Here is a 20422-nt window from a genome sequence, read left to right on the forward strand (position 1 = left end):
TCCGCTTCGCGCAGGATGCCACCAGCCGGCGGCAGAAGGACCAGCTCGACCAGGACGCCCGCGACGGCAAGATCGCGGTCCTGGTCGGCAGGCGGCGTCGTCGGGCGCTGCCGGCCGCTGCGCGGCACGTTCGGGCTCATCTTGTCGGCGAGCACGGCGACCAGGGCGGCGGCCGCGGCGTCGCTGGCCCGCACGGCGGCGACCGACTGCCGGATGGTCTCGGCGATGGCCGTGTTCACGGCCCGGTTGACGCTGGTGCGGCGGGGGGTCTCGGCGATGGCGACCCGCAGGGCGGTGATGGCCTCGCCCAGCGTGTCGGCGTCGGCGACCCCGGCCCGGGCCAGGTCGGCCACGACGGCCGCGTCGCCCTTGCGGCCGTTGGCGCCCCCGCCGAGGATGCCCGGCTCGGGCAGCGCGTCGAGGATGGCCAGCGGGATGGCCTCGGCCGGGTCCGGGTAGGCCCGCAGGGCGGCCGGGTAGAGCTCGCGGAGGACCTCGCGCAGCGTGGCCGCGGTGCCCTGCCGGCCGGCGACGACCGCGGCGTGCGCGGCGAGCACCGGCTTGAGCGGCAGCATGTCGCGCGGCGGGCTCTGCCCGACGGCGGAGAGCACGCCGGCCTGCAGCGCCCGGGCGAGGCCGACCGCGCGGCGCTCGGCCGCGTTGGACTGGATCTCCTCGGGGGACTCGTCGTCGGCGAAGCGCTCGGCGTAGTCGTCGGCCGAGTCGTCGTCGGTGAAGGCGAGGTTCCGGCCGGCCGCGGTGAGCAGCTGGGTGACGACGTGGTCGTCGCTCTCGGCCGCGACCGCCACGGCGGAGGTGCCGCCGGAGCGCTGCGCGAGCAACGCGCTGAGTTCGGCGTAGCCGCCGGCGTCGTCACTCACCTCGCAGATGTCGATGAGTCGGCCGGCGTCGTCGACGACCGCGACGGTCAACCAGATGTCGGAACCCGACTGCGGCTCGGCGAGGTCAGCCGACGCCAGACCGCAGTACACCCGAACGAGCGCCACCGCGTCGTCCTCCTCTCGGGACATCGAGTTGAGCTTTCATCACGTCGGCGGGGACTGTCCCGGCTCCTCGCCGACGTGTTGCCGCAGGTCAAACTGAACGTCCTCTAGTGAACAGGTTGACGGGCGGTGACGCGATCCGCCGTTTCGGCTGAATGCCGCGCTGACTGATCGTCGTCCCCCGCCGCCATCCGTCCGGCTAGGGGCCGGGTTGGGCCCGCCGTGCCAAAATGCCCACGGCTTAGATCCTGTCGGTCACAAATCAATCACGCCAGTCCACGGCGGCAGAAATCTTGCCAATAATCGTCCGCCAGCCCAGGGCCGCCTGTTGTGCCCCGATTTTCTTCAGCCGGCGCTTGGCGAAGAAGCCGCCGACACCGCCCGCCGCCGCAGCTCGGAGGCCCTCGTCGAGGTCGTCGAGGGGCGAGCCCGCGTTGAGCGCGGTGCGGACCGGCTCGAGCCGCAGGGCGTAAGCAAGGTCACGCGCGACCTCGCCGGCGGCGAGCAGCAGATCGGTGTCCCACGCGTCCTGGCCGCCGCGGAGGTTCTCGACCACGAGGTCGAGCTCGAAGCGGTTCTCGTCGGTGGGCACGACCGCGGAGGCGCTGATCCGGGACTGGAGGCTCGACCAGGTGTCGAGCTGGACCATGTCGTGCTCGGCGTCGGACTTCACGAACTCGACGAGACCCTCGACGCTGCGGAAGAGCAGGAGCTTGCCGTGGTGGCTGAGGAAGGCGGGAACCTCCTCGGGCTCCTCCTCCTCTTCGTCCTCTTCCTCTTCCTCTTCTTCGGACTCGTCCTCGGCCTCGTCGGACTCCTTGTCAGACTCCTTGTCCTCGTCCGACTTCTCGGACTTGTCGGAACCCTCCGGCTCGTCGGCCTCGTCCGCGTCGTCGTCCTTGTCCGCGGTCTTCTTGCGCTTCTTCGCGGCCGGCTCGGCGGCGACCGGCTCGGGCTCGTCCTCGAACAGCTCGGCGTTCTCGAGGATCACGACGCGTTCGTCGTCCTCGTTCTCGTCCGCGCGGCGGTGGAGGATCGCGAACTCGTCCTCCTCCTCTTCCACCTCGGTCGGGGTCAGCTCGGTCGACAGGCGGTAGGCGCGCAGCGTGTAGCCGACGCCCTTGACCAGCGCGATCTCGACGGGCTCGATCCTGACGTCGCTCCACATCGCGTCGGCCTGGGCCGAGCGCTCGCTGCCGCCGTCCTCCTCGTCGAAGTCGGCGTCGTCGTCGAGGTCGGCCTCGACCTCGGCGTCCTCGGCGTCGACGTCCTCGACGGCGTCGAGGGCTTCCTCCACCTGCTCGGCCTTTTTGGCCGGTCGCGACGACGCGGACCGGGAAGACTGGGAAGACTGGCGGGCCACTGTGACCTCCGTAGTCGGGCTCGGCGTGCGGGCACACTAGGGCGTGATGTGGCCTCGCGCACAAACACCCTAGTGTGCCCGCTCTGCGGCGGTCAGACCCCCTTGGGGTGCCAGACCGTCTTGATCTCCAGGAGCGAGAGCATCCGGCCGAGGCCGGGGTCGGCCTGCCAGTCCGGATCGCTCGGGCGGATCACCCGCTTCAGGTTCTCCGCGGCGGCGACCTCGAGCTCCCGCGCGAGTGTGGAGTCCGTCACACCGGTGAGGTCGACGGCGTTGACGTCCATGTGGGCCGCGAGCCACGGCGCCATCTCGGCGACCGAGCCGGTGAGCAGGTTCACCACCCCGCCGGGCAGGTCGGACGTCGCCAGTACCTCACCCAGCGTAACCGCCGGCAGCGGCCGGTCGGTCGAGGCGAGCACGACGACCGTGTTCCCGGTCACGATGGCCGGGGCGATCACGCTCACCAGACCCAGCAGCGACGACCCGGCCGGCGCGACGATCCCGACCACGCCGGTGGGCTCGGGGGAGGAGAGGTTGAAGTAGGGCCCGGCGACGGGGTTGGCCCCGCCGTGCACCTGGGCGAGCTTGTCGGACCAGCCGGCATACCAGACCCAGCGGTCCACGGCGGCGTCGACGAGCGCGGCCGCCTCGGCCGGCGGCAGGCCCTCGGCCGCGGAGACCTCCGCGGCGAACTGCTCGCGCCGGCCCTCGAGCATCTCGGCGACCCGGTAGAGGATCTGCCCGCGGTTGTAGGCGGTGGCGCCGGACCACTTGGCCACCGCCGACCGGGCCGCCTTCACGGCGTCGCGGACGTCCTTGCGGGAGCCGAGCGCGGCGTTGGCGAGGAAGTCGCCGGAGGCCGAGTGCACCTGGTAGGACCTCCCGGACTCGCTGCGGGGGAAAGCGCCGCCGACGTACAACTTGTAGGTTTTCCGCACGGCCAGGCGCTGGGACTCAGTGCTCAAGGTAGGCCTCCAGCCCGTGGCGGCCACCCTCGCGGCCGTAGCCCGACTCCTTGTACCCGCCGAACGGCGAGGCCGGGTCGAACTTGTTGAACGTGTTGGCCCAGACGACCCCGGCCCGCAGCCGGTCGGCGATCTGCAGGATCCGGGAGCCCTTCTCGGTCCACACCCCGGCCGACAGCCCGTACGGCGTGTTGTTGGCCTTCTCCACGGCCTCGTCCGGCGTGCGGAACGTCAGCACCGACAGCACCGGCCCGAAGATCTCCTCGCGGGCGATCCGGTGGGCCTGGGTCACCCCGGTGAAGATCGTCGGGGCGAACCAGAACCCGCGGTCGGGCAGCTCGCACGGCGCCGACCAGCGCTCGGCGCCCTCCTGCTCGCCGACCTGGGACAGCTCGCGGATGCGGACCAGCTGGGCGGCCGAGTTGATCGCGCCCACGTCGGTGTTCTTGTCCAGCGGGTCGCCGACGCGCAGCTGGGCCATGCGCCGCTTCAGGGCGGCCAGGAACTCCTCGGCCACCGACTCCTGCAGCAGCAGCCGGGAGCCGGCGCAGCACACGTGGCCCTGGTTGAAGAAGATGCCGTTGACGACGCCCTCGACCGCCTGGTCCAGCGGCGCGTCGTCGAAGACGATGTTGGCGGCCTTGCCGCCGAGCTCCAGCGTGAGGCGCTTGCGCGTGCCGGCCACCGCGCGGGCGATGGCCCGGCCGACCTCGGTCGAGCCGGTGAAGGCGACCTTGTCGACGCCCGGGTGCTCGACGAGCAGCCGCCCGGTCTCCCCGGCGCCGGTGATGATGTTCACCACCCCCGGCGGCAGGTCGGCCTGCCGGCAGATCTCGGCGAACAGCAGTGCGGTCAGCGGCGTGGTCTCGGCCGGCTTGAGCACCACCGTGTTGCCGGCGGCCAGCGCCGGGGCGATCTTCCAGGCCAGCATCAGCAGCGGGAAGTTCCACGGGATGACCTGGCCGGCCACGCCGAGCGGGCGCGGATCGGGGCCGAAGCCGGCGTACGGCAGCTTGTCGGCCCACCCCGCGTAGTAGAAGAAGTGCGCGGCCACCAGCGGCAGGTCCACGTCCCGCGACTCGCGGATCGGCTTGCCGTTGTCCAGCGACTCGAGCACCGCGAACTCACGGGAGCGCTCCTGGATGATCCGGGCGATCCGGAAGAGGTACTTCGCCCGCTCCCGCCCCGGCATCGGCCCCCAGACGGTGTCGTAGGCGTGCCGGGCCGCGCTCACCGCGGCGTCGACGTCGGCGGCGTCGGCGCAGGCCACCTCGGCCAGCTGCTCCTCGCTGGCGGGGTTGATCGACTTGAACGGCTCGCCCTTGCCGTCGACGAACTCGCCGCCGATGAACAGCCCGTAGGACGAGCGGATGTCGACGATCGAGCGGGACTCGGGCGCCGGCGCGTATGAGAAGTCCATGGCTGCCTCAGTCCAGGGTGAAGTAGTCGGGGCCGCTGTATCGGCCGGTGGCGAGCTTGGTGCGCTGCATGAGCAGGTCGTTGAGCAGCGTGGACGCGCCGAAGCGGAACCGGTCCGGGTCCAGCCAGTCCGGCCCCGCGGTCTCGTTGACCATCACGAGGTACTTGATGGCGTCCTTGGCGGTTCGGATGCCCCCGGCCGGCTTCACGCCGACGATCCGCCCGGTCTCGGCCCGGAAGTCGCGCACCGCCTCCAGCATGACCAGCGTCACCGGCAGCGTGGCCGCGGGCTGCACCTTGCCGGTGGAGGTCTTGATGAAGTCGGCGCCGGCCAGCATGGCCAGCCACGAGGCGCGGCGCACGTTGTCGAGGGTGGCCAGCTCGCCGGTCTCCAGGATGACCTTGAGGTGGGCGTCGCCGCAGGCCTGCTTGACCGCCGCGATCTCGTCGTGCACCTGCGCGTACCGCCCGGCCAGGAACGCGCCGCGGGAGATCACCATGTCGATCTCGTCGGCCCCGTCGGCCACCGCCGCCCTGGTGTCGGCCAGCTTGACCGCCAGGGGCGCCTGCCCGGACGGGAAGGCGGTGGCCACGCTGGCCAGGTGGACGCCCGTGCCGCGCAGCGTCTCGGCGGCCACCCCGATCATCGCGGGGTAGACGCACACGGCGGCGGCGCTCGGGCAGGTGCCGTCGGCCGGGTCCGGGCGGACCGCCTTGGCGCACAGTGCCCGCACCTTGCCGGGCGTGTCGGAGCCCTCCAGGGTGGTCAGGTCGACCATGCGGATGGCCAGGTCGATGGCCTGGGCCTTGGCGGTTGTCTTGATCGAGCGGGTGCCCAGCATGGCGGCGCGCTGCTCGGCGCCGACCTGGTCGACTCCCGGGAGGCCGTGGAGGAAGGTTCGCAGGGCGCCTTGTGAGCGCGCGACCTCGGCGGTGAGGGTCATGTCCCAAATATTAGGCTGTCCGTTCGTGGACGTACTCGTGGTGGATCACCCTCTGGCCAAGTCGCGGCTGACCGCGCTGCGCGACGAGCGCACCGACAACGGGGCGTTCCGTGCCGCGTTGCACGAGCTCACGACGATGCTGGTGTACGAGGCCGCCCGGTCCTTCGCCACCGAGCAGTTCCCCGTGAAGACGCCGGTCGCGACGACCGAGGGCACGCGGCTGGCCAACCCGCCGCTGCTGGTGCCGGTGCTGCGGGCCGGCCTGGGCATGGCCGACTCGGCCCTGGCGCTGCTGCCGGAGTCCTCGATGGGCTTCGTGGGGCTGGCGCGCGACGAGCTCACCTATGAGCCGCGGGCCTACATGGAGTCCCTGCCGCGCGACCTGTCCGGTATCCCGGTGCTGGTCCTCGACCCGATGCTGGCCACCGGCGGCTCGCTGGAGCACTGCGTGCGGCTGCTGGTCGAGCGCGGGGCGAGCGACATCACCGTGCTGTGCGTGCTGGCCGCCCCCGCCGGCATCGAGCGGCTGGCCAACTCGGGCCTGCCGATGCGCCTGGTCACCGCGTCCATCGACGAGCGGCTCAACGAGCACATGTTCATCGTCCCGGGCCTCGGCGACGCCGGCGACCGGCAGTTCGGCGGCATGCCCCGCTTCGGCGACTCCTGAACTTCAAGGTTCGCTTAATTCCGGTCGCCGTAACGGGGGATTACGGCGGCCGTGGCCTTGAACGGGTGAACGGGTCCGGGCTTACGTTGGCCCGCGATGACATACCGAAAGCAACTGCTCCTGCTCGCGACGGCCGTGATCGTCCTGGGCGCCTCGGGCGCGATCGCCTCGACCGCGCTGGAGCCGCGCGCGCCCCAGCCCGACGGCGAGGCTCACCTGGGTCAGGCGCCCGCCGCCGTTGTTGCCCGGACGGGGACCAAAGCGCCGGAGAAGCAGAAGCCGTGCGTCGTGGACGCCAAGTTGGTGCCGACCTGCGGGCTGCTCTGGGGCGTGGCGCCCGGCGCGTTCACCACGTTCACGCCGGGCCAGGCGCTGCGCAACTTCGAGGGCACCACGGGCCGCCCGGCCGACATCCTGCACTCCTACCACCGCGGCGACGAGGCCTTCCCGACCGCCGAGGAGATTTCCGCGGTACAGCAGCCAAGAAAACGGATCCTGTTCGCCAACTGGAAGGTCGCCTGGAACACCACCTGGGCCGACGTCGCCGAGGGGCACCAGGACGCGCGGATCGACCGCGAGGCCGCCCGGCTGAAGGCGTTTCCCGGCACGATGTTCCTCGCGCTGCACCACGAGCCGGAGAACGAGGTGCGCGCCGGCGGCGGGATGACCGCCCGCGACTATGCCGCCATGTTCCGCCACACGGTGCAGCGGCTGCGGGCCGACGGGGTGCGCAACGTCGTGTTCGTGCTCGTGTACATGGCCTACCAGCCGTGGTGCGTGAAGGACTGGTTCGCCGACCTCTACCCGGGCGACGACGTCGTGGACTGGATCGGCATGGACCCGTACCTCTACGCCAAGCCCGGCGGCTACGGCTTCGGCGACTTCAGCTACCTGGTCGACCACACCTCCGACCCGGACCGCTGGCCCGGCTTCTACACCTGGGTGACCCGCGAGCACGGCAACAAGCCGCTGATGGTGGCCGAGTGGGGGGTCTACGAGCACGCGGCCGACCCGGCCCAGAAGGCGTGGATCTTCTCGACGGTGGCCCAGCAGATCGGGCGGTTCCCGGCGATTCGGGCGCTGGTGTACTTCGACTCGCCGAACGCGCCGAAGGGCGACACGCGACCGGACTCGTCGCAGCCCGCGCTGGGCGAGTTCCGCAAGCTCGCCGAGTCCGGCCTGTTCTCGGTGACGCTCTGAAGCGGCCGGCTGGCCTGTAGGCGATCAGCCGGGCGGCTCAGTCCAGGCCCAGGGCGACTGCGGTCTCCGCGCGCAGGGCGGCCAGCGCCGCCGCGGCGCGCTCCCGGGCCCCCGCCAGGTCCGAACCGTTCACCACCGGCTCGACCACCTCGAGGTACGCCTTCAGCTTCGGCTCCGTCCCGGAGGGGCGCACCACGACCCGCGTCGTGCCGGCCCGCAGGATCAGCACGTCCGCCTCGGGCAGGCGGTCCTCGATCGAGCTCACCGGCTCGTCGAGCAGCTCGACCGGCGGCCGGGCGCGGATCGTGGCCATCGCCTCGGCGATCTCGCCGAGGTCCTCGACCCGCACCGAGAGCTGGTCGGTGGCGTGCACCCCGTACCGCAGCGCCAGCTCGTCGAGCCGGTCGCCCAGCGTGCGCAGCTCGGCCCGCAGCCCGGCGGCCAGCTCGCAGACGAGCAGCGCGGCGGTGATGCCGTCCTTGTCGCGCACCATCTCCGGGGCGACGCAGTAGCCGAGGGCCTCCTCGTAGCCGTACACCAGGTCGTCCCCGGCCCGCACGATCCACTTGAAGCCGGTCAGGGTCTCGCCGTACGGCAACCCGCGCTCCCCGCACATCCGCGACAGCAGGGTGGAGGAGACGATGGTGGTGGCGTAGCGGCCGTGCACCCCGCGCCGCATGAGGTGGTCGGCGAGCAGCACCCCGACCTCGTCGCCGCGCAGCTGCCGCCACACCCCCTCGCGGCGGTAGGCGACCGCGCACCGGTCGGCGTCGGGGTCGTTGGCGATCGCGATGTCGGCGCCCACGCGGTCGGCCAGCGCGAGGAGCCGGTCCGTCGCGCCGGGCTCCTCCGGGTTGGGAAACGCCACGGTGGGGAAGTCCGGGTCGGGCTCGGCCTGCTCGGCCACGACGAACGGGGTGCCGTAGCCGGCCGCCTCCAGGGTGGCGACGAGGACGTCCCGGCCGACGCCGTGCATGGGCGTGTAGGCGACGGCGAGCTCGCGCGGCACCTCGGGGTCGAGCACGCCGAGGGCGGCGTCGACGTACTCGCCGACGATGGCCTCGTCGAGCACCTCGCCGGCCCCGCCCAGCGGCACGTCGGCGAGCGGCCCGACGCCGCGGATGGCCCGCTCGATCTCGGCGTCGGCCGGCGGGACCAGCTGGGCGCCGTCGGCGAGGTACACCTTGTAGCCGTTGTCCTGCGGAGGGTTGTGGCTCGCGGTGACCATCACCCCCGCCGCGGCGCCGTGGCGGCGCACCGCGTAGGCGAGCACCGGGGTGGGCAGGGGGCGCGGCAGGAGCAGCGCCCGGCGGCCGGCGCCGGTGGCCACCCGGGCGGTCTCGATCGCGAACGCGTGCGAGCCGTGCCGGGCGTCGTACCCGATGACCAGCGGCCGGTCGGCGGCCTCGGGCTGCTCGGCGAGCCAGCGCACCAGGCCCGCCGCGGCGCCCCGCACCACGGCGAGGTTCATCCCGTTGGGGCCGGCCCGCAGCGGGCCCCGCAGCCCGGCGGTGCCGAACTGCAGCGGCCCGGCGAACCGGTCGGCCAGCTCGCCGGGGTTGCCGAGCACGGAGCGCAGCTCGGCCTGGCTGGCCGGGTCCGGGTCGTCGGCGATCCAGGCCTCGGCCGCCCTACGAAGGGCCAGATCTCCGCCCAACGCGGCCGATGCACCAACAGCGCCGTGCTCCGTGGAGGTCATCTGCCCTTCATAACACGGCTCAGGGGCCCGTCGACGGGGGAGTCAGCTTGAAGGAGCCGACCATCTCGTCGAAGATCGCCTTGCTCTCCTCGAAGCGGGTGTCGGGCACGGTGACGAAGAAGTGGTACGCCTTGCCGCCGACCACGACCGCGTTCCACAGCGCGTGACGCAGGTGCTCGCCGGAGCCACAGGTGTACTCCAGCACCGCCCCGGCCTGCCCGTCGAGCTTGTTGTCGCTCATGTTGACGTGGGTGTATGGCGGCTCGCAGCTCGACGCCGTGGACTTGAGCCGGTTCTCGGCCGACTCGAGGAAGGTCCGCGGGCTGGCCGAGGCCTTCTCGACGTTGATCCGGATGCGCCGGTTGCTGTCGGCCGGGTCGGTGATGTCGAAATACGGCGCCTCGGCCTTGCCCTGCCTGATCTGCTTCCAGCCCTTGGGCACGTTGACCGTGATGCCGCCCGGGTGCGTGAACGCCTCGACCTCGAAGGCCGGCTTGGCCGGGCCGCTGGAGGTGGTGCTGGTCGGCTTCTGGCTCTGCGGGGCGCCCCCGGAGAACAGTCCGGCGGCCGCACCGATGCCGAGGAACAGCACCACGGCGAGGCCGGCCGCGACGGCGCCCTTGGCCCAGGTCGGCGCCGCCTTTGCCTTGCCCACGAACTGCCGGGCGAGGTCGCCGGTGCCGGGCTTGGCCGGTGGGGCGGGCGGGGCCTGGGTCCAGTCGTCCTGGGTGTACTCGGGCGCGTACGCGTTGTACTGGTCGGCGCCGGTGCGCTCCAGCTCGGCCGCCGGCACGTTGGAGGCCGGCGGGTTGGCGGCGGGGGCGTCCGAGTGCATGCGCCGCAGCGCGCCGCTGACCGTCTCGCCGGGGGCCATCATGGCCCGGCCGCCGATCTGGCCGGGCGGCTGCTGCGGGTGGACCACCGTCGGCTGGTGGACCGGGCGGACCACCGCGTAGGGGTCGGTCATGTGCGCCGGGGCATTGCTGGCCAGCGGGCCGGCGAGCAGGTCGCGTAGCACGGCCCGGCCGGTCTCGATGTTCCAGCGCCGGTTCGGGTCCTTCTCCAGCAGCCCGTAGAGCACGCCGGCGAGCGGCCCGGCGCGCATCGACTGCGCCGGCGGCTCCTCGACGACGGCCCGCATGGTCTCGAACGGGTCCCGCTTGTCGAAGGGCGGGCGCCCCTCGACCGCGGTGTAGAGCGTGACGCCCAGCGAGAACAGGTCGCTCGGCGGCCCGAACTTGGCGCCGATCGCCCGCTCCGGAGAGATGAAGTGCGGCGAGCCGAGCACCATGCCGGGCGTGGTCAGCTCGCTGTCGGTGGGCATCCGGGCCACGCCGAAGTCGGTGAGCACGCAACGGCCGTCGCCGCAGATGAGCACGTTGGCCGGCTTCACGTCGCGGTGCAGCACGCCGGCGGCGTGGGCCACCTCGAGCGCGCCCAGCAGCGCGATGCCGATCTTGGCCACCGCCCGGGCGGCCAGCGGCCCGTCCTCGACGATCATCTCGGCGAGGCTGCGGGCCTGTAGCAGTTCCATGACGATCCACGGCCGGCCGGCCTCGGTGACGACGTCGTACACCTGCACGACCGACGGGTGCGACAGCGCCGCCGCCGCTCGGGCCTCGCGCAGGGTCCGCTGGTACATCGAGTCGCGGTCGCTGGGGGCCAGTCCAGGCGGGAGGATCACCTCCTTGACGGCCACGTCGCGGCGCAGCAGCGTGTCGCTCGCGCGCCACACGGTGCCCATGCCGCCGTGTCCGATGGCGGTGCGCAGCGCGTAGCGCCCGCCGATCACCACTCCGGGGGCGGCGCGCTGCCCCGGCACCGGCGGCGAGGTCGAGCCCGGCTCGCGGGTGGGGACGCCCGGCTCGCGGGCGGGGACGTTGGAAGTTGCGTCGGGGCCGCGCGCAGGATCGCGCCCGGCTCCGGCTGAAGCCAGAGCACCGGTGGGTGGCTGGGGCTCGCCATGCCACGTCGGAAGCTGAGTCACAGGCAGTAAACCGTCACGGGAGGGGAAGGTTGACTTCTCGCCCCACTATCTTGCGTGCTCGTGCTCGGTTAAGAAAGGTGGGGTTCGCCCCTTCACCGTACCGTGACCCACGACCAACCGATCGTGATGATCTTGTCGCCCTGCGGACGGGCGGAGGATTGATTTCGTTCATCCGGGGAACCTTGGCAGGCGGTCGAAGCGTCTGGACAGGTGACGGAAACGCCGGGAAACGCGTCCGGAACATCGTCGAACTAGGTTTCCTGGATTTCCGAGTCCGCTCGCCGATGGTCGGACGAGGGGTGCGTCGCCGGGTCTCGGGATCATGCCACCCTGCGACATCTCTCGTCACTGTGTGTTGAACGGTGGCGACTCCACTGTACGGCGCCGCTGCGAAAAGTTATCGCGACAGCACGTGACCGTGGCGCCAGTCACCCGTTAAGAGGAGGTGAGGGGTACGTGTCTGGGGCTGAACCCGCCATCCCGGCCGTGCCTGCTGCTTTGCGCCTTCCTGAGGGTTTGAGTGACGCTCAGCTATATCAACATCACGAGAATGATGTTGCGCTCTGTCACCTTGACCCGGTTAGTCTGTCCATGGCACGCATGGGGCGGGCCGCTCCATTAGACCGAAATAGAGAACTCACCGTGACGAGAGCGCTGACGCTCCCCGAAGCCGCCGCCACGACGGCGCGAACGGGTGGCAGATTGACGTCGTCCGGGTCGTCCAAGGTCGAGCAACTGTCCGAAGGATGGCCCGAGACCCCGCCCGGGGCCGATCCGCTACCGGGTCAGCTCGACCGCTGGCTCGCCGCCCGCGGCGCCGAGCTCGTGGCCATCCGGCGTCACATCCACGCGCACCCGGAGCTGTCCGGCCAGGAGTTCGAGACCGCCGCGCTGGTCGCCCGCGAGCTCACCCGGGCCGGGCTGTCGCCCCGCATGCTGCCCAAGGGCAACGGCCTGATGTGTGACATCGGCTACGGCGAGCGCGTCATCGCGCTGCGGGCCGACCTGGACGCGCTGCCGCTGCCGGACACCAAGGACGTGCCCTACCGCTCCACCGTCGACAACGTCTGCCACGCCTGCGGCCACGACGTGCACACCACCGTCCTGCTCGGTGTCGGGCTGGCCCTGGCCCAGCTGGCCGAGCGCGGCGAGCTGCCGGGCCGGGTCCGCCTGCTGTTCCAGCCGGCCGAGGAGACCATGCCCTCCGGCGCGCCCGAGGTCATCGCCGCGGGCGGGCTCAAGGACGTCGCCGCCATCTTCGCGCTGCACTGCGCGCCGCACCTGCCCGTCGGGCTGGTCGGGGTGCGCTCGGGGCCGTTCACCGCGGCCGCCGACAAGATCGAGGTCCGGCTGACCGGCCGGGGTGGGCACACCGCGCGCCCGCACCTGACCGCCGACCTGGTGCACGCCCTCGGCCGCATCCTCGTCGACGTGCCGTCGCTGCTGGACCGCAAGCTCGACGCGCGGGCCGGGGTCTCCATGGTGTGGGGCGCGGTGCGGGCCGGCGAGGCCGCGAACGCCATTCCGATCGAGGGGATTGCCCGCGGCACGATCCGCGTCCTGTCCCGCGACGCCTGGCGCGACGTGCCCGAGCTCGTCACCAAGCTGGTCCACGACGTCATCGCGCCGACCGGCGCCGAGTGCGAGGTCACCTACACCCGGGGCGTCCCGCCGGTGGTCAACGACCGGCTCGCCACCGCGATCATCGCCGGGGCGGCCGGCGCCGCGCTGGGCCCCGACCGGGTGGTCGAGGCCGAGATCAGCATGGGCGGCGAGGACTTCGCGTTCTACCTCGACGGCGTGCCCGGCTCGATGATCCGCCTCGGCGTCGGGGTGCCCGGCGCGGAGACGAAGTTCGACATCCACCAGTCCTCGTTCGACGTCGACGAGCGGGCCATCGGCCACGGCGTGCGCGTCATGGTGCACACCGCGCTCGCGGCGCTCGGGGCGGGGGCCTTCTAACGCCGCCCGGGACGTTTCCAGCAACTTTTCGGACTGCGGAATCGACGCGCCTCTGGTAACTCAGAGGCGTGGTCACCGAGCTGCGCGTGCACGGCGTCACCGGCTCCCCGGCCGAGGACGTCCTGGACCGACCGCTGCTGCGCCGGGTCGCCGGCGACACCGACGCGGGCTTCTTCCGCCCACGCGCCGAGTACGGCGCGGTCACCGGCCCCGGCGGGGCGATGCTGGAGGCGTACCGGTGGGGCAACCTCACCGCCGGCGCCGCCGCCCGCGCGCTGTGGCTGCTGCTCCTGCCGTTCATGCTCGCCAACGTGGCGATGTGGCTGCGCCCGGCCACCGGGCCCGGCCCGCGGGCGGTCATCCGCGCGCTGACCCGCGTCTACGCCCTGAGCATGACCGGCTCGTTCGCGCTGTCCTTCGTCCAGGTCTCGATGGACCTCGTCGGGTGGCAGTGCGCGGCCGTGCCCCGCTGCCTGCAGGACCGCTGGTGGCTGGGTCTCTTCGCCGACGGGTTCTTCGCCACCACCTCCCGGCGGCTGGCCCTTGCCGCGCTGCTGCCGATCCTCGCCATCGCGTTGCTGTGGTTCCTGGGGCGGCGGACGTGGGTGCGGTACGAGGCCTTCCCCGCCCAGACCGAGGGCGACGGCGACGGGCTCGCCCACCCGTACTTCTGGAACGGCAAGCCGCTGGTCGGGCGGCTGCGCTCGATCCACATCGCCTTCGCCTACGGCTCGCTGGACGCGGTCCTGCTGGGTGTGCTCGTGCCGCAGGACCGCGACCGTGGCTACGGCCCGGCCGGCTGTGCGCTCGCCGTCGCGGTCGCGGCGGTCCTGGTGCTCTGCGTGGTCGCGGTGACGGTCACCCCGGTGGTCGACCGGGACAACCCGGCCCGCTGGGCGCGGCCGTTCACCCGGCTGCTGAGCCACCTCTCCGTCGCGCTCACCGCGCTCGTGCTCGGCTACGCGCTGCTGGCCCGCGACCCGTGGCCGGCGGCCGGCAAGATGCCGGTCCTCGGCGGCACGGTGACCGGGCTCTTCGCGGTGCAGGTGGTGCTCATGCTGGTGCTCGGCGCCGTGGTGCTGGCCAGCCGCCCGCGCGGCACCTACCTGCAGGGGCTGGCCGCCCCGCTGGTCGCCAGCGCCGGCCTCGGCGTGGCGGTGGCGTTCTCCGCCGGGCTGTCCTACCGGGTCGCCGACTACCTCGACCGCCGCTCCCAGCCGTCCACTCCGGACTACGCGAGCTGGCAGCCGCTGCAGCCGCCGGCCGCCTACGAGTGGGGCGCCGGCGGCTTCGTGCTGCTGCTCCTGCTGGTCGTCCTGGTCGCCCTGATCGGCGGGCTGCCGCTGGTGCGCCGGCTGCGCCGCGACGCCCGGGCGGTCACCGCCGCCGACTTCCCCGGCGGCCGCGAGCGCAACGCCGAGCAGGCCCGCCACGTCGACCACGCCGTCGCCGACGCGCGCGTCACCGACCACATCGGACGGATGCTGGTCTGGGTGTTCATCCCGGCCGCCGTCGCCGCCGTGATCGCGACCGGCTTCGCGCTGGCCGGGCGGCGCCCGATCCGGCTGGCCCCGTCCGGCTCGCCGGCGGCCGAGGTCATCTCGTTCGTGGTGAATCTCGGGACGTACCTCATCGGCCTCTCAGCGGTGCTGCTCGTCCTCGTGGGCGTGCTCGCGTACCGCTACCAGCGCTTCCGGCGCATCGTCGGGGTGCTGTGGGACCTGGGCACGTTCTGGCCGCGGGCCGCGCATCCGCTCGCGCCGCCCTGCTATGCCGAGCGGGCGGTGCCGGAGCTGGCCCGCCGGGCCGCGTGGCTCGCCGCCGAGGAGGGTGGGGTCATCCTGTCCGGGCACAGCCAGGGCAGTGTGCTCGCCGCCGCGACGGTCCTGCAACTGCCGCCGCAGGTGCGGGCCCGCACCGCGCTGCTGACCTACGGTTCGCCCTTGCGGCGGCTGTACGCCCGGTTCTTCCCCGCCTACGTCAGCGACACGCTGCTGGAGCAGGTCGGCGCGGTGCTGGCCCAGCCCCGGCAGGAGCTGGGCCAGCACACCCCCCGTTGGGTCAACCTGTGGCGAGACACCGATCCGATCGGCGGCCCGGTGGAGTCGGCGGCGGCCCGTGACGAGCGGCTCGTCGACCCGCCGGAGTTCGACATGCCGCCGGGCGACACGGTGTTCCCCAAGGTTGACGGTCATTCCGGCTACCAGTTGCGGCCGGAGTTCGGTGCGGTGATCAGCGGGCTGACGGCAGCTCTGACGGAGCCTCAGGTGCCCGCGTAGGCTCCGCCTCTGCCCCCTCGGCGACGGCTGAAACCGGCGGTTTGCGCGGCGTTGCGCGGTACCGCCGCCAGATCCAGGTCAGCAGATAGATCGGAAGCCCGAGGAAGACGATCCAGGGCAGCAGCCAGCCGAGCACCGTCAGCGCCACGCGCAGGGAGGCCACGAAGGCGCCCCAGCCGTTGCGCAGGCCGACCGTGATGCCGGTGTCCTTCGTGGACACCGCGGGCGCCTTCGGGCCGTGCAGGACCACGGTGATGGTGGACAGTGCGGTCAGCCCGTCGAGGCGGCGCTTGCGGGCCTGCAGCGACTCGAGGTCGGACTCGCGCCGGGCCAGCTCCGACTCCAGCGAGGTGATCTCGCCGATGGTCTGCGCCTTGGCCATGAGCTCCCGGATGCGGTTCACGCTGGCCTGCGCGGTCTTGAGCCGCGACTCGACGTCGGCGACCTGGTCGGTGACGTCCTGTGCGGACAGCTGCCGGTTCTCCTCCTCGCCGATCGTTTTGACCTGCTCCAGCGTGCTGTTGAACTTCTCCGCCGGCACCCGCAGGATCAGCGTGGCGGTCGAGCCGTCGCCGTCGATCTGACGGTTGTCGCTGCCCACGAAGCCGCCGGCCGCGGCGGCGAAGGCGAGTGCTTTCGTCGCCGCGTCGTTGACGTTCTTCGCCTCCAGGGTGATCGTGCCGGAGTAGATGATCGCGCGGTCGTCGGCGATCTCGGGGGCCTTCTGCTGGGCGGGATCCTGCTGCTGCCGGGGTACGTCCGCCGCTGGGCCGGCACCGGCGGCCGCATTGACCTCGGTGCCCTGTTGGGGGGCCGCCGCGCCGCTGCTGGGGGTGTCGCTGCTGGCGGCGGAGCAACCGCCCAGCGCAAGCACCGCCAGCACCGCCGCCGTGAGCAACAGGCCGGTGCGCCTGACTGACATGACGCCTCCTGGGTAGTGTCGATCCGGAACCCGGAACTGCCACCTCGGACGCGGGCCGCCACCGTTGTGGTTCCATCCACCCGGGTCACGGTTGTGCCACGAGGAGGTCACCGGATGCGCATCACGAAGTACACGCACGCCTGCCTGCGGCTCGAGCACGAGGGCGGGGTGCTCGTGATCGATCCCGGGGTGTTCAGCGAGCCGGAGGCGCTGCAGGACGCCGACGCCGTGCTCATCACCCATGAGCACATGGACCACATCGACATCGACCGGCTGCGCGCCGCGGCCGCCCGCCGCCCCACGCTGACCGTGCACGCCCACCCCGACGTCGAGGCGCAGATGACCGACCTCGACGCGGACATCTTCACGGCCACGCCGGGCGAGCAGTTCGTGGCCGCGGGCATGACCGTGCGGGCCCACGGGGGCCAGCACGCGATCATCCACCCCGATATCCCGCGGATCGTCAACATCGGCTTCGTGATCGAGTCGCCCGACGGCCCGATCTACCATCCGGGCGACTCGTTCCACGTGCCCGATGAGGAGGTCGCCACCCTGTTCGTACCGGTGTCCGCGCCGTGGCTCAAGCTGGCCGAGGCGATCGACTTCGCCCGGGCGGTCAAGCCGGAGCGGGCCTTCGCGCTGCACGACAGCCTGCTCGTGGACGCCGGCCAGCAGATGGTGACCGGCCACATGACGCGCCTGTCGGGCACGCACTACGAGCGCTTGGATCCCGGTACCTCGATCTGATGGACGACGTGATCGCCCGTCTCTACGCCGCCCCGCCCGAGGACTTCATCCGGCTGCGGGGCGAGGAGGTCGCCAAGGCCCGGCAGGCGCGGGACACGGGCCTCGCGGCCGCGCTCGGGAAGCTGCGCAAGCCGACCGTCGCGGCCTGGCTGGTCAACCGGCTGGCCCACGAGCGGCCGGATCTCGTGTCCTCCCTGCTCGAACTGGCCGAGCAGCTGCGCTCGGCCCAGCGCGAGCTGCGCGGGGCCGACCTGCGCGAGCTCTCGGTGCGCCGCCGCTCCACCGTCTCGGCGCTGGCCCGGGAGGCGGTGCGGCTGGCCGGGCCGGGGCGGGGCAACCTGCCGGTGACCGAGGTGGAGGCGACCTTCGCCGCAGCGCTCGCGGATGCGGAGGTGGCCGCGGCGGTACGGCAGGGGCGCCTGACCAAGGCCCTGGAGTACACCGGCTTCGGGGAGACCCCGCGGCCCAGCCTGCGGCTCGTCCAAGGCGCCAGCAGCGGCTCCATTGCCACCGGCTCCACCGCCACCGTCACCCCGATCCGCTCGGCGCCCGACGCGCAGGAGAAGGAGCGGCGGGCCGAGGCGCGGCGCCGGGAGGAGGAGCGGCGGCGGGCCGAGGAGGAGCACGCACAGGCGGTGAAGCAGGCGCGGCGCGAGCTGATGACGGCCCTGCAGCAGCTCTCCGACGCGGAGGCGGCCAAGGCGGAGGCCGAGCGGGCGGTGGCCGCGGCCGCGAAGGCCATCACGCAGGCCGAGAAGCGGGTCAAGCTCGCGCAGGACGCCTTGGCCGATCTTGGCTGACCTCAGCTGATCCGTCGGTCTGCGCTCTCACACGGTTACTCCTCGAATGGGTGCCTTCACCGTGATCCATGGTTGGCGGCAGAATGAGCCGGGTGACTCCCGAGCAGGCGGCCGCCGCGGCGAAACAGGCGGTGCTGTCCCTGGGCGGCGCCTTCAGCGACGACCCGAAGACGATGCGGCGCGCCCGCCAGATCGGCCTCACCGGCTGGGCGTTCTACGTGGCCGGCCGGGGCGGCGCCCTGGGCGAAGTGCGGGCCGACACCGTGGCCGCCGCCCTTGGCTTCATCGCCCCGGAGGCCGTGCAGGACGGCTGGGACGCCGCCCGCAAGGTGGCCCCGCCGGAGCAGATCGCCGCCGACAACCTCGAGGAGTGCTGCCGGTGGGGCCGGGAGCACCTCGAGAGCTTCTACGCCCTGCCGAAGCTGGTCGAGCTGTCCGAGCGGGTGGTGGTCAGCGCCGAGACGGCCGGGATGCCGCTCTTCGCGGCCTGGCGGGCGATGCCGCTGCCGGACGACTCCCCGGGCGCCCGCGCCGCCGTCCTGGCCCACCTGCTGCGCGAGCACCGCGCCGCCGCACACCTGCTCGCCGTCCGGGCCAGCGGCCTGACCCCGCTGGAGGCAATCATCTCCGGGCCGGACGGCGAGGCCGAGGCGACGGCCTTCGGGTGGCAGCCGCCGTTTCCGCCCTTCGAGCCGCTGGTGCGCCGCCGCAGCTGGGCCGAGGCCCTCACCGACCGCATCGCCGGGGAGGCCTTCCGGGCGCTGGCCCCGACCGAGCGGGCCGAGCTGGTCAACCTCCTCGAGGCGGCGGTGGAGTCGGTGAAGGAGGCGCTGCCGTCGTGATTTCTGTCGTACTCGGGCCATAGGCTCGGTGGCATGACGGAGCTGCTGGTCCGGGGTGTGACGTTGCGGGATGTGGCCGCGATCCTGACCGTCACGCGGGCCAGCGACATCGCGGCCCTCGGGGAGCCGGACTGGACCGAGGACGAGGTGGTCGCCACCCTGACGGCGCCCAACCATGACCCGGCGGTGGACTCCTGGCTGGCCTCCGGGCCCGACGGGGCGCCGCTGGCCTGGGCCTACGTGGACAATCCCACCCGCGGGCCGCGGGACAACGTCGAGGTCTACGCGGTGCCCGGCGTCGCCGCCCACGGCACGCTGCTCGACCTGGCGCTGCCCCGGGTCGCCGAGCGGGCCCGGGCGGCCGGCCGCGCCGAGGTGACGCTGCGGGCCGGCGTGGTGCCCTCCGAGACCGCCTACGTCGAGGCGCTGGTCGAGCGCGGCTTCGCCGTCCGCAAGCGGCATGCCCGGATGACCCGGGAGCTGACGGGGCAGGAGCGACCGGCGGAGGGGGTCCGGGTCGCGCGGGCCGCGGAGATGCGGCGGTTCCACGAGGTGCTGCAGGCGGCGTTCGCCGACACCCCCGACTTCCAGCCGGTCTCCTACGAGGACTGGCGCTCGTCGCTGCCGGCGAGCAGCCCGGACGAGTGGCTCGTGGCCGAGGACGACGGCCGGATCGTGGGGGTGCTGCAGTCCTCCGACCAGGGGCTGGAGCGGGGCGAGGGATGGGTGAAGAACCTCGCCGTGCTGCGGGAGCATCGCCGGCACGGGGTGGGGGGAGCGCTGCTGCGCACGGCCTTCTCGATCTATGCCGCCAAGGGGCGCACGACCGCCGGGCTGGGGGTCGATCTCACCAATCCGACGGGGGCGTATTCGCTCTACACCGGCGCGGGGATGAGCGTGGCCTTCGCGGTCGACGTGTACGAGCGGGTGCTGCCCGCCGCGGACTAGGGCCGCCAAGGGGCCAGGGCCGTCGGCCGGCGAGGCTGCTCGCCGGCCGGGGTCGGTCGGCCGGTTAAGGCATGGCCGTCTTGGTCGGGCGGGCGCGCAGGGCCTCCAGGTAGTCGGCCGGGGCGCCGGCCTTCGCGGCGGCGTTGGCGATCTCCGCGAGGTACCAGGCGGTGGGCAGGCCGCCCTCGTACCCGTTGAAGACGTAGACCCAGGCGGTCTCCTCGCCGTCCAGGGTGGCCACCCGCAGGTGCAGCTTGCGGTAGGTGCCGGCCAGCGCGCCCTCGACCTCGTCGAGCTGCTTCTCGTCGTTGGGGTGCACGTCGTAGAGCGCCACGAAGACGCGGTCGCCCGGGGACTCGACGATCGTCGTGACAGAGCCTTCCCAGCCGAGCACGTCCTCCCCGGCGAAGGTCAGCCGCCAGCCTTCGAGCCAGCCGGTCCCGATCATCGGCGAGTACGGACAGTAGGCCCGCATGCGGGCAGGGTCCAGGTTCGAGCCATACGCGGCGTAATGACGCACGGCGATGACGATAAACCCGACCGGGTGTGCGAGAGAATACTGCGGTGCGTGTCGGATTCGGATCCACTCGTCGGCGCGGCATGCACCGTTCGGATGGGGTGAGGCCGGGGTGGGGTCCGGGCGGCCCGGCGGGACGAGGGAGAATGGGTTGCGG

Annotated in this window: 16 protein-coding genes and 1 pseudogene; 8 read left to right on the forward strand and 9 right to left on the reverse strand. The window is 72.6% G+C overall.

The genetic code is table 11. The annotated features are described in order from the left end of the window. The 5 genes and pseudogenes from AB0M46_RS15680 to deoC form a co-directional block, all read right to left on the reverse strand. Positions 1 to 1031 (reverse strand): annotated as a pseudogene (locus AB0M46_RS15680) (transposase); the annotation flags it as partial. Positions 1032 to 1266: 235 nt separating this feature from the next. Next, positions 1267 to 2301 carry a DNA primase gene (locus AB0M46_RS15685; protein ID WP_363336387.1) on the reverse strand — a complete coding sequence of 345 codons (1035 nt, stop codon included), beginning with the start codon at positions 2299 to 2301 and terminating at the stop codon, positions 1267 to 1269. A gap of 158 nt (positions 2302 to 2459) precedes the next feature. Further along, complete coding sequence (locus tag AB0M46_RS15690; protein ID WP_363336389.1) at positions 2460 to 3332, reverse strand: aldehyde dehydrogenase family protein; 873 nt, start codon at positions 3330 to 3332, stop codon at positions 2460 to 2462. Next, positions 3322 to 4752 carry an aldehyde dehydrogenase family protein gene (locus AB0M46_RS15695; protein WP_363336391.1) on the reverse strand — a complete coding sequence of 477 codons (1431 nt, stop codon included), beginning with the start codon at positions 4750 to 4752 and terminating at the stop codon, positions 3322 to 3324. The genes AB0M46_RS15690 and AB0M46_RS15695 overlap by 11 nt, the downstream gene beginning before the upstream one ends. Before the next feature lie 7 nt (positions 4753 to 4759). Beyond that, entirely contained in the window at positions 4760 to 5695 is a 936-nt protein-coding gene (deoC, locus tag AB0M46_RS15700; protein WP_363336393.1) for a deoxyribose-phosphate aldolase, read from the reverse strand. A 25-nt stretch (positions 5696 to 5720) separates the two neighbouring features. Here deoC and upp point away from each other — a divergent pair, with 25 nt between their 5' ends. Both upp and AB0M46_RS15710 read left to right on the forward strand, forming a co-directional pair. Then, positions 5721 to 6362 carry a uracil phosphoribosyltransferase gene (gene upp / locus AB0M46_RS15705; RefSeq protein WP_363336395.1) on the forward strand — a complete coding sequence of 214 codons (642 nt, stop codon included), beginning with the start codon at positions 5721 to 5723 and terminating at the stop codon, positions 6360 to 6362. A gap of 96 nt (positions 6363 to 6458) precedes the next feature. Further along, the gene (locus AB0M46_RS15710) at positions 6459 to 7562 is read left to right on the forward strand and encodes a glycosyl hydrolase (protein WP_363336397.1); all 1104 of its coding nucleotides are present in this window, start codon (positions 6459 to 6461) and stop codon (positions 7560 to 7562) included. A gap of 37 nt (positions 7563 to 7599) precedes the next feature. Here the strand turns inward: AB0M46_RS15710 and AB0M46_RS15715 are convergent, their stop codons facing one another. Together AB0M46_RS15715 and AB0M46_RS15720 are read right to left on the reverse strand one after the other, a co-directional pair. Then, complete coding sequence (locus AB0M46_RS15715) at positions 7600 to 9261, reverse strand: phospho-sugar mutase (protein WP_363336399.1); 1662 nt, start codon at positions 9259 to 9261, stop codon at positions 7600 to 7602. 19 nt (positions 9262 to 9280) lie between these two features. Further along, entirely contained in the window at positions 9281 to 11083 is a 1803-nt protein-coding gene (locus AB0M46_RS15720) for a serine/threonine-protein kinase (protein ID WP_363336401.1), read from the reverse strand. Between the two features lie 807 nt (positions 11084 to 11890). Between AB0M46_RS15720 and AB0M46_RS15725 the strand changes: the two genes are divergently transcribed. Then, the gene (locus AB0M46_RS15725) at positions 11891 to 13210 is read left to right on the forward strand and encodes an amidohydrolase (protein ID WP_363336403.1); all 1320 of its coding nucleotides are present in this window, start codon (positions 11891 to 11893) and stop codon (positions 13208 to 13210) included. 68 nt (positions 13211 to 13278) lie between these two features. Next, positions 13279 to 15489, forward strand: a complete 2211-nt coding sequence (locus AB0M46_RS15730) for a hypothetical protein (RefSeq protein WP_363336405.1) — start codon at positions 13279 to 13281, stop codon at positions 15487 to 15489. Here AB0M46_RS15730 and AB0M46_RS15735 read toward each other — a convergent pair. Next, on the reverse strand, positions 15443 to 16411 hold the full coding sequence (locus tag AB0M46_RS15735) for a DUF4349 domain-containing protein (protein ID WP_363336407.1): 969 nt from the start codon (positions 16409 to 16411) through the stop codon (positions 15443 to 15445). The genes AB0M46_RS15730 and AB0M46_RS15735 overlap by 47 nt on opposite strands. A gap of 114 nt (positions 16412 to 16525) precedes the next feature. Here AB0M46_RS15735 and AB0M46_RS15740 point away from each other — a divergent pair, with 114 nt between their 5' ends. The 4 genes from AB0M46_RS15740 to AB0M46_RS15755 all read left to right on the forward strand — a co-directional run bounded on the left by AB0M46_RS15740 (position 16526) and on the right by AB0M46_RS15755 (position 19748). Then, complete coding sequence (locus AB0M46_RS15740) at positions 16526 to 17158, forward strand: MBL fold metallo-hydrolase (protein WP_363336409.1); 633 nt, start codon at positions 16526 to 16528, stop codon at positions 17156 to 17158. After that, positions 17158 to 17958, forward strand: a complete 801-nt coding sequence (locus AB0M46_RS15745; protein ID WP_363336411.1) for a hypothetical protein — start codon at positions 17158 to 17160, stop codon at positions 17956 to 17958. The genes AB0M46_RS15740 and AB0M46_RS15745 overlap by 1 nt, the downstream gene beginning before the upstream one ends. 92 nt (positions 17959 to 18050) lie before the next feature. Continuing rightward, positions 18051 to 18800 (forward strand): hypothetical protein, encoded by a 750-nt coding sequence (locus AB0M46_RS15750; protein ID WP_363336412.1) that lies wholly within the window; start codon positions 18051 to 18053, stop codon positions 18798 to 18800. A 33-nt stretch (positions 18801 to 18833) separates the two neighbouring features. Then, positions 18834 to 19748 (forward strand): GNAT family N-acetyltransferase, encoded by a 915-nt coding sequence (locus AB0M46_RS15755; protein WP_363336414.1) that lies wholly within the window; start codon positions 18834 to 18836, stop codon positions 19746 to 19748. A gap of 64 nt (positions 19749 to 19812) precedes the next feature. On the opposite strand, the gene AB0M46_RS15760 is transcribed toward AB0M46_RS15755, so the two are convergent. Then, positions 19813 to 20268 carry a gamma-glutamylcyclotransferase family protein gene (locus AB0M46_RS15760; protein ID WP_344616602.1) on the reverse strand — a complete coding sequence of 152 codons (456 nt, stop codon included), beginning with the start codon at positions 20266 to 20268 and terminating at the stop codon, positions 19813 to 19815. Positions 20269 to 20422: the final 154 nt, after the last annotated feature.

This window comes from Dactylosporangium sp. NPDC051485, assembly GCF_040682015.1.
Lineage (GTDB): Bacteria > Actinomycetota > Actinomycetes > Mycobacteriales > Micromonosporaceae > Dactylosporangium.